Source organism: Shewanella sp. (assembly GCF_051658185.1).
GTDB lineage: Bacteria > Pseudomonadota > Gammaproteobacteria > Enterobacterales > Shewanellaceae > Shewanella.
The window spans coordinates 1-8,902 of sequence record NZ_JBOFMC010000440.1 but is presented as its reverse complement, the minus strand read 5'-3'; the positions used below and the strand labels follow the sequence as shown (position 1 = coordinate 8,902).

The 8,902-nt window shown below is 47.2% G+C and carries 10 protein-coding genes and 3 pseudogenes; 3 read left to right on the top strand and 10 right to left on the bottom strand.

The features are described from left to right. Window positions 1-354: pseudogene (locus ACRCZA_RS16060) on the top strand (methyl-accepting chemotaxis protein); the annotation flags it as partial. 257 nt (window positions 355-611) lie between these two features. On the opposite strand, the pseudogene tnpC reads toward ACRCZA_RS16060, so the two are convergent. The 8 genes and pseudogenes from tnpC to ACRCZA_RS16020 all read right to left on the bottom strand — a co-directional run bounded on the left by tnpC (window position 612) and on the right by ACRCZA_RS16020 (window position 7,150). After that, window positions 612-2,110 (bottom strand): annotated as a pseudogene (gene tnpC / locus ACRCZA_RS16055) (IS66 family transposase). Window positions 2,111-2,197: 87 nt separating this feature from the next. Further along, entirely contained in the window at window positions 2,198-2,542 is a 345-nt protein-coding gene (tnpB, locus tag ACRCZA_RS16050; protein WP_438675390.1) for an IS66 family insertion sequence element accessory protein TnpB, read from the bottom strand. Next, window positions 2,539-2,838, bottom strand: coding sequence for an IS66 family insertion sequence element accessory protein TnpA (gene tnpA / locus ACRCZA_RS16045; RefSeq protein WP_438675389.1), 300 nt, complete (start codon window positions 2,836-2,838; stop codon window positions 2,539-2,541). Before tnpA ends, tnpB begins: the two co-directional genes overlap by 4 nt. A 270-nt stretch (window positions 2,839-3,108) precedes the next feature. Further along, a complete protein-coding gene (locus tag ACRCZA_RS16040; protein WP_438675388.1) occupies window positions 3,109-3,696 on the bottom strand; it encodes a cytochrome c3 family protein in 588 nt (195 codons plus the stop codon). A gap of 8 nt (window positions 3,697-3,704) precedes the next feature. Beyond that, window positions 3,705-4,190, bottom strand: coding sequence for a nitrate reductase cytochrome c-type subunit (locus tag ACRCZA_RS16035; RefSeq protein WP_438675387.1), 486 nt, complete (start codon window positions 4,188-4,190; stop codon window positions 3,705-3,707). 10 nt (window positions 4,191-4,200) lie between these two features. Beyond that, window positions 4,201-6,690 (bottom strand): nitrate reductase catalytic subunit NapA, encoded by a 2,490-nt coding sequence (gene napA / locus ACRCZA_RS16030; protein WP_438675386.1) that lies wholly within the window; start codon window positions 6,688-6,690, stop codon window positions 4,201-4,203. A 2-nt stretch (window positions 6,691-6,692) separates the two neighbouring features. Further along, window positions 6,693-6,950, bottom strand: coding sequence for a chaperone NapD (locus ACRCZA_RS16025; protein ID WP_438675385.1), 258 nt, complete (start codon window positions 6,948-6,950; stop codon window positions 6,693-6,695). A 41-nt stretch (window positions 6,951-6,991) separates the two neighbouring features. Beyond that, entirely contained in the window at window positions 6,992-7,150 is a 159-nt protein-coding gene (locus ACRCZA_RS16020; RefSeq protein WP_438675384.1) for a periplasmic nitrate reductase, NapE protein, read from the bottom strand. Between the two features lie 455 nt (window positions 7,151-7,605). Between ACRCZA_RS16020 and ACRCZA_RS16015 the strand changes: the two are divergent. Beyond that, window positions 7,606-8,004 (top strand): annotated as a pseudogene (locus ACRCZA_RS16015) (transposase domain-containing protein); the annotation flags it as partial. Between the two features lie 41 nt (window positions 8,005-8,045). Further along, complete coding sequence (locus tag ACRCZA_RS16010; protein WP_438675392.1) at window positions 8,046-8,285, top strand: hypothetical protein; 240 nt, start codon at window positions 8,046-8,048, stop codon at window positions 8,283-8,285. On the opposite strand, the gene ACRCZA_RS16005 is transcribed toward ACRCZA_RS16010, so the two are convergent. Both ACRCZA_RS16005 and ACRCZA_RS16000 read right to left on the bottom strand, forming a co-directional pair. After that, window positions 8,259-8,723 carry an RNA-guided endonuclease InsQ/TnpB family protein gene (locus ACRCZA_RS16005; RefSeq protein WP_438675383.1) on the bottom strand — a complete coding sequence of 155 codons (465 nt, stop codon included), beginning with the start codon at window positions 8,721-8,723 and terminating at the stop codon, window positions 8,259-8,261. The two genes, ACRCZA_RS16010 and ACRCZA_RS16005, sit on opposite strands and share 27 nt — an antisense overlap. A gap of 55 nt (window positions 8,724-8,778) precedes the next feature. After that, window positions 8,779-8,895, bottom strand: coding sequence for a transposase domain-containing protein (locus ACRCZA_RS16000; RefSeq protein ID WP_438675391.1), 117 nt, complete (start codon window positions 8,893-8,895; stop codon window positions 8,779-8,781). Window positions 8,896-8,902 lie beyond the last annotated feature (7 nt).

Here is an 8,902-nt window from a genome sequence, read left to right as displayed (position 1 = left end):
CAGGAAATTGCTAATATTATTCAGACATTACAAAGCCGAACTCGCGCAATTGTACAGTTAATGGATACGAGCCAAAAACAAGGAGCAGAAAGCGCGGAGCAGGCTGCCGCAGCTGGGGAGTTACTAAAACTTATCAATAATGACGTGCGTAATATTATGGATATGAGCACTCAGATTGCCGCTGCGATTGAAGAGCAAAGTATGGTGGCTGCTGAAGTGAATAAGAACGTCGTTGTTATCCGTGATATTGCTGAGGATTCGTCTCGAGCTGCAGATGCCAATGCTTCAGCATCGGATGAATTAAGAACTCGCGCCGAATATCTTGTCAGCGCAGTAAGCCACTTTAAAATCTAATATTTGCGCTAACAATAATCAGCTCCAACAAAACGCACCTTAAGGTGTAATGCCGTTCAGTTAAGCATTATTCATAGACTGAACCTTAAGCATTAAGCTTTTGATAAATTCTTATATGGGCATTCATCGCCGGATTGTTGCTCGGGGTGATGTTAACAATGGCTGCAGTATCGCAGATAATTGGTTTGCGCAGAGGCATTGGCATGGCTGGTTTCGTCAGTGCTTCAAAAGACATCAGCCCGGAAAATGGTAAGCGGTTAATGAACCATTGACGCGTTATTCCACGGCATAAGATCCGACATATCATCGGCCTGTGAACGTTTTGGCAACTCGGTGAACAGATGCCGGAAGTAATAGTATGGGTTGATATCATTCGCCCGGCACGTCATCACCAAGCTATATAAATTCGCACTGGCTTTGGCACCGCCGACTGAGGTCGAGAACATCCAGTTCTTTCTGCCTGTGGTGACCGGCCGGATATCCCGCTCCGTCACATTGTTGTCGATGCTGATATGGCCATCCTCTAAGTAGGTGAGCCATTTTTGCCACTGATTGATGGCGTAAGTGATGGCTTTACCTAAGGTGCCTTTCGGTAATACCTGCTGGCTATCCAGCCACTGTTTAAAGTCATTGAGGATTGGCAGACTTTCTTGCATCCTCAGTTGTTGCCGTGCTTCGGCTGATAGGTCTTTCGCTCGCTGCTCTACGGCGTACAGTTTGCCGATGAAGCTTAATGCTTTTTCCGGCTTACCTGCTTTCTTGCTTGGTGATGCCTTTTGGGCCTCGATAAATTTGCGCCGCACATGTGCCATACAAGCCGCTTGGGTGACGCCTTCAGGGTATCGTAGGCGCTGTAGCCATCTGACAACAGATAACCCTGGTAATCCCCGAGGAAGTCTCGCACACACGCACCGGCACGGCTGGGATGGTAGTCGTAAATCACTACTAGGTTGTCAGTAAATTCACCACTGCGATACACCCACATATAGGATTTTGTTTGTGCCTGTCGGTCTTCTTCCCTCAGCACTTGCACTGTGGTTTCATCGGCGCAGATGAGTTTTTCGGTTAATAACTGGGCTTTCATCGCAGCTATGATGACTTGCACTTTACTGCCGAGCTGCACGCACCAGTTCGCAAGGGTGGCGCGGCTGATATCGATGCCCGAGCGGTTCAACATATCCACCTGACGGTACAATGGCTGCACATACAAATAGTTAGCGGTGACCACCGCCGCGAAAGCTTCTGGACTGCCAAGGCTTTTGGGGATCATGCTCGCGGGTTTGGGGGCAGTGACGACTTTGCTGGTTTCTGCGGTCTGCTCGCACTGGCGGCAGGCATATTTAGTGCGCTCATGGCGGATGACACTCACTCGTTGCGGCAGGATTTTCAGCGTTTCACTGACTTCTTTGCCGCACTCGTGTAAGGGCGCATCACAACAGTCACAATACGGGGCAGTTAAGGTGTGGCGTTGGACTTCGCGCTCAAGGTCTGCAGGCAGTGGCTTTCGACCGGTTTTAGCGCACTCGGCGACAGGCTTGGGCAAGGCATTCTGCTGCTCAGCTTCGTTGAAGGTGCCTTTGGCGACTTTTTCACTTTGCGCCGCAAAGCGTTTGGATTTACTGAGGTTGAGTTGTTCAACCAGTAATTGAACTTGTGTTTTCAGGGCGGCGACTTCTTCCTCTTTGGCTTGCAACAACGCCTCTTTAGCCAGTAGCAGAGCCTTGAGTTGCTCGATATCATTGGGGAGTTCTGTCATTGTCCGTCATCTTGCTGCGTTGAATGCTTCCCAGTGTGAGGGTTAAAAACGATCGTTCAAGCGCAAATGAGCGATCAGTGTCATGCGTCACACTTCTAGCCCATTGAGGGGCCGATGAGCTTTACTGTTCTCCAGAGCTAGGCCAGAGAGCAGCCAATGAAGCTGAGGTTTGCTGATGGTGATAACACCTTGGGGATCTGGGCGTGGCCACTTAATGGTGCCCTTTTCCAAAAGGCGATAGTAAAGCCAAAAGCCATTGGTATCCCAGAACAAGATTTTGAGCTTATCACGCCCCCGGTTACAAAAGATAAACCAGGCTTCGCTGAACGGATCCATCTCCAGTTGCTCGGCGACAATGAGCGATAGGCCGTCGATGGACTTGCGCATATCGGTCACGCCAGAAACCAGAAAGACCTTGCCGGAAGGCGTCATTGCAACGCGTCCACCCAGTGCTTGATTTGAGCAGCGTTCAGCGCGGCTGGCAACTCAGCTCGGATACCGTTAGCAAAGAAGAGCACAACAGCCTCGGCGGATGAGTGAGGTTGCTCATTGAAAACGATAGGCTGTAATGTCTGCTTGGTATCGGTTGAATGCAATCGCTTAGACCAATAACAAAAGGTCTGATAAGGAATGCCGTTGGCTTGGCAAAACTGCTTAATGGATAACTGACTTTGTTTTTGTTGCTCAATGACAGCTGTCCAATGAGCGCGTTTTTGTGCTTGGTTCATAGTACCTCCGATGAAAAAGGTACTATGTCAAAGCGTTAGGATTATTGGTATGTGGGTTTTATTAACCGCTTACGTTGAGACTGGCGATCGTTTAAATTTAAAAGGTTATACCTCTTCAGCATGCTGAAAAAAATGGTTATTCAACTCTTATTCATTATTTGAAGGGATAGAAATAAATCAGGCACAAATCTCAACGTAATTGGATTCCCCTACTCCCAGCTTAAATGCCAATGATGCTCGAGCCACTCAGCAGAAGTGGGGGATGTCAATTTAAAAGCCTTCAACGCCCTTCATATCAGGTAAATGATGGGCAATCCCCTTATGACAATCAATGCAGGTTTTTTCCCCATTTGCCAACGAGGTTGAATGCATCTTTGCCGCCCTTGGCGATTGGCGAGTAAAATCCATATAAGTAAAGTTATGACAGTTGCGACATTCTAACGAATCATTCGCCTTTAACCTTGCCCATTCATGTTCGGCTAGCTCACGACGTTTGTTTTCAAACTTTTCGCGAGTATTAATGGTGCCAAACACTTTACCCCATACTTCTTTGGATGCCTGCATTTTACGGGCTATCTTATCGGTCCAGTTATGTGGCACGTGGCAATCTGGACATGTTGCACGCACACCGCTGCGGTTTGTGAAATGGATAGTCGACTGTAACTCTTGGTAGACGTTATTTTCCATTTCATGACAACCAATACAGAAGGCTTCTTGGTTCGTCGCTTCCAGCGCAGTGTTAAAGCCCCCCCAGAAAATCACCCCCGCGACAAAGCCACCTAAGGTTAAAAACCCCAAACTGTAGTGCACACTCGGACGATTGAGCACTTGCCAGATCTTTTTAAGTTTATCTAACATGCTGACTCCTAGTGTTTTTTCTGCTCAGTGTTGGCTTTAATCAGATGATCCATATCCACAAAGTCATTCTCAACCAGTAATTTGGCATCCAACTGCGGCACATGGCACTGAGTGCAGAAATAACGCCTTGGCGAAAGCTCAGCTAAAAAGTTGTTATCCCTATCCATATAATGGGTCACGCTCACCATAGGTGCTTGCGAGTCGCCAGTGCGCTGCCTTGCATGACACGCCATACATTTATTAACCTTAAGATCGAGTTGATATCCATCAATTTTGTGCGGGATAACTGGCGGCTGCATCGGATAGTTACGCACCTGTTTTATATCTTTGTTCAAAACAGCCTGCATTGCAGGCGGAGTTGGCTCTACGTTAATCGGCGCCTGTCGTAAGGTATCAATCTTATCCTCAGGAATACTGGCCGCAGTAACACTTGTTATCATCAGGGCTGAAAAGGTAAGTACGCTCAATGCTGAAACTAATTTGAATGTTTTCATCCTGTACTCCTTATACCTTGACGATTTTCACAGCACATTTCTTAAAGTCGGTTTGTTTGGACAACGGATCTGTCGCATCCAAGGTGACTTTGTTGATGAGCTGACTGGCATCAAACCAAGGTACAAATACGAGACCCACAGGCGGCTTGTTACGACCTCTGGTTTCAACACGAGTTTTGATTTCACCGCGGCGAGATACAATTCGCACTTCATCCCCACGTCGTAAACCACGTTTTTTAGCATCTTCTGGATGCATAAAACACACGGCATCAGGGAAGGCACGATAAAGCTCTGGCACACGTTGTGTCATCGAGCCTGAATGCCAGTGTTCAAGCACTCGACCTGTAGATAACCAAATATCGAACTCTTCATCAGGAGACTCTGCAGGCGGTTCATATGGCAGCGCAAAAATTACCGCACGGCCATCAGCATGTCCATAAAACTCAAAGCCTTTACCCGGTTTAACATAGGGATCACTGCCCTCTCGAAAACGCCATTTGGTTTCTTTACCATTGACCACGGGCCAGCGAAGACCATGGGCTTCATGGTAAGCATCGAACGGCGCTAAATCGTGACCGTGACCACGACCAAAGCTCGCATATTCTTCAAAGAGCCCTTTTTGTACGTAGAAACCAAAATGCTTCGCCTCGTTGTTCAGATACTTAGGATCTGCATCCGCTAAAGGGAATTTGTCGACATTGCCATTTTGGTACAACACTTCAAATAGCGTTTTGCCTTTAAATTGGGGGTTTGCGGTTAACACCTCCACTGGCCAAACTTCGTCTGTCGTGAAGCGTTTAGCAAACTCCATTAATTGCCAGAGATCCGAGTGTGATTCGCCAGGCGCCTGCACCATTTGATGCCAAAATTGGGTGCGACGCTCAGCATTACCATAGGCCCCCTCTTTCTCCACCCACATGGCTGTGGGCAGAATTAAGTCCGCAGCTTGAGTCGTCACGGTCGGATATGCATCAGACACCACAATAAAGTTGGCAGGATTACGGTAGCCTGGTAAGCCTTCCTCATTGATATTCGCCCCTGCTTGCATATTGTTATTCACTTGCACCCAGTAGCAGTTCAAGTCGCCATCTTTTAACCGCCGATTTTGCTCTACTGCGTGATAACCGGGTTTGGGTGGAATTATGCCGCTGGGGATCTTCCAAATTTCTTCGGCATGTTTTCGATGCTCAGGATTAGTCACCACCATATCCGCGGGTAAACGGTGGGAGAAAGTCCCCACTTCACGGGCCGTACCGCAGGCAGAAGGTTGGCCGGTTAACGAGAATGGACTGTTACCTGGAGTCGAAATCTTACCTGTTAGTAAGTGGATGTTATAAATCAGGTTATTACACCACACACCACGAGTATGCTGATTAAAACCCATGGTCCAGAACGAGGTGACTTTAGTATCGGGATCGGCATAGAGTTTGGCTAATTCAATCAGTTTAGCCTCAGGGACGCCCGACATTTTGCTGACTTTCTCCACCGTATATTCAGCCACAAAGGCCTTAAAGGTATCGAAATCAATAGGAGTGGAATCCCCTGCCGTTTTGACATTTTTGGCTTTCTGTTCAAGCGGATGAGTTGGACGCAAACCATAACCGATATCCGTGGTACCTTGACGGAAATTAACGTGGTTATTCACAAAGTCCCAGTTTACTTTATCGTTTTGAATGACGTAGTTCGCGATAAAATTAAGGATAGCTAAGTCGGTTTGCGGCGTAAATACTATAGGTAAATCCGCCAAGTCGAAGGATCGATGCTCGAAGGTTGAGAGGACTGCAACCTTCACATGGGATGCACTTAGGCGGCGGTCGGTGATCCGAGTCCAGAGGATGGGGTGCATTTCGGCCATGTTAGAGCCCCACAGCACAAAGGCATCGGCCGCCTCCATATCATCATAACAACCCATAGGTTCATCGATACCGAAGGTACGCATAAAGCCCACGACGGCAGACGCCATACAGTGGCGCGCATTCGGGTCAATGTTGTTAGAGCCAAAGCCCGCTTTCATCAATTTAACGGCAGCGTAGCCTTCCCAAACTGTCCACTGCCCCGAACCAAACATCCCGACTGCAGTAGGGCCTTTGGCTTTTAGGGTTTCTTTCCATTTTTGTGCCATGATATCAAAAGCGCTGTCCCAACTAATGGGGGTAAACTCACCGTGTTTGTCGTACTTGCCGTCGGTCATTCTGAGCATTGGTGTGGTCAAACGATCGCTGCCATACATAATTTTCGACAGGAAGTAACCCTTAATACAGTTAAGGCCACGGTTCACTTCACTGTTAGCATCACCGTGAGTGGCAACCACTTTGCCATCGCGAGTCGCGACAATTACAGAACAACCAGTACCGCAAAAACGGCAAGGCGCTTTGTTCCACTCTAATTTAGTTTGTTCCGAGCTAGTAATCAAATTGCTGGCCGACGCTGGCAGCGCTAAACCTGCCGCTCCTGCCGCAGCGATCACCGCATTGGCCTTGATAAAGTCACGTCTATTCATGTTCATTCTTCACCTTCTTCGAGTATTTCACTCTGGTGGTAAACCATTGTGGCGGATAAGACTCCTGGAATGGCATTAATCTGCTCTATTCCATCCATTAGACTTCGTTGACTCTCACCTTCGAGGACAACCACCAATTTCACCTCGTTATTAACAGAGAGCTCAGCATTATTAACTTTCATAATCTGCTGCCGCACTTCTGTCATCTTTTGCGGCATGACTTGCACGACTAAACTGGTAATATGAAGCTCTGTACTCATAGGGTAATCCACTCTAACTATCAGTTTTGATTATCCTCAGGCTAAGCCGCCCCTGGAGGACCAATAAGCATTTGACTTATCCAAATCGCAAAGCCCAAACCACTTACCAACAATATCGCCAATAGTGGAGCGAGAAATACGGTTAAAAAAATAAAGATTTTCAATTCTAGTGATTTTTCTTCTGCAGTATTTGCACCCATGTGTCCTCCAAGAGCGCCACTTTTCAACGGCTTTTATGTAAAAAGCAGCAAGATCAGAAAGCTAGGTAAATTCATTACATGTTTTTCACAAAGGAATGATCTATTATTCTGCTAATAAAATGTATACCCACAAGTGGGTAAATGTAAGCAAGATTGATGAATATTGTTTTTTTTCAAAAAGAATGCGCTATCGAAACATTTTGTACACTTAGCCGATATTTATAAATTCTCTAATTTTTTCAATGTGATATAACTATATTGCTTGGGTATATTTGCTGCAGAATTAGGAATAGTGTTTTTCAAGGTAATGCCGATCAGTTAAGCGTTAAATGATCGGCATTACCGATCTTTTCAGAGTGCCAAAATTCGCGTGTATAACAGCATTCGGATTTTTTATGTTTCTAAGACAAACTCTAGACCAAATCCATAAGTTATAAGCCGACCAGCTCACAGGTTTATCAGACCCCCTTTCAACAGACTTGATTGAACAATGTCTGGCCGACACAGGTGTAGCTTCCATCAGAAAGCGACGACTGCCGATGGAAGTGATGGTGTGGAGTGTCATCGGCATATCGTTATATCGTCATTTGTCGATGAGCAAAGTGTTGTCACAACACGATATTCTCTTGCCAGGTAAGAAGCCCTTTGTCTCCTCCAGCGCTGTTATCCAAGCTAAACAACGATCAGGGCATGAACCTGTAGAAGCTGTCTTCAATAAAACCAGCAACTTGGGTATGCAAAAACACCCCATTCAAATTGGCACGGGCTCACTCTGCAGGCCTTTGATGACGTGGTTTGGCGGACGCCAGACAGCGCTGAGAACGATAAGGTATTTAGCCGAACCGGCAATATAACGACCATCTCCGATTACCCCCAAGTGCGTATGGTCTGTCACATGGAATTGACCCGTGACCTGCTCACAAGTGCCGCGTTTGACTCCGTATCCGTCAGTAACGTCGACCTGACTGCGAAACTCGTAGAGCAAGTGCCTCACCACAGTTTAGCGCTCTTTGGCTGCGGTTTTTATGCTCTAGGATTACTCCATCAATGGTACAGGCATTGGCTCATCCCTTCACATAACGGTGCTCAATTTGACATCCTCCCTCCCCTAAAGGAGGTGGATTCCTACATCTAGACGGCCATGCCCGACCGCAAGAATGTTCTTTGCTGCATTGATTTCTCTATCGTGCATAACGCAAGAACCGCTACAAGACCATTCTCTTATTCGCAAACCGGCTCTACCTTTCGGACTGCGCGCGAGAATACTCCCGCAGCACGAACAGGTTTGGGATGTGTAACTCTCGTTAATTTCTTCAAAAACAACGCCTGCATGAGCGCATTTGTATTCCTGCATTGTTTTGAGCATTCCCCAGCCAGCATCTAAAACGGACTTAGCCAGCTTAGTTTTAGTCATCGCGAGGGAGTTGACGTTATCAACGAAAATCGCCGCATTACTATCAACTAGCTGGCAACTGTATTTGTGTAAATCGTCCTTACGCCAATTGCAGATGGGCGGCGTCTTGATGCCAGAGTTGCTGAGTTTGCTGAAACATCCGACCCTAACCGAGCGCATCCTTGTACTACTGTGCTCGGGGCTACCAACGCACGCCGAATGGGTAACATGACCTTCATCTTATCAGCGACGCATCCATGCTGCGATAAAGTGCCATGCCTAGAATGACCATCACCAGAGACTCGAGTGGCAACCGACGTCGGCGCAGGGTGGCGACGCTGGCATCCTGCAGATATTGG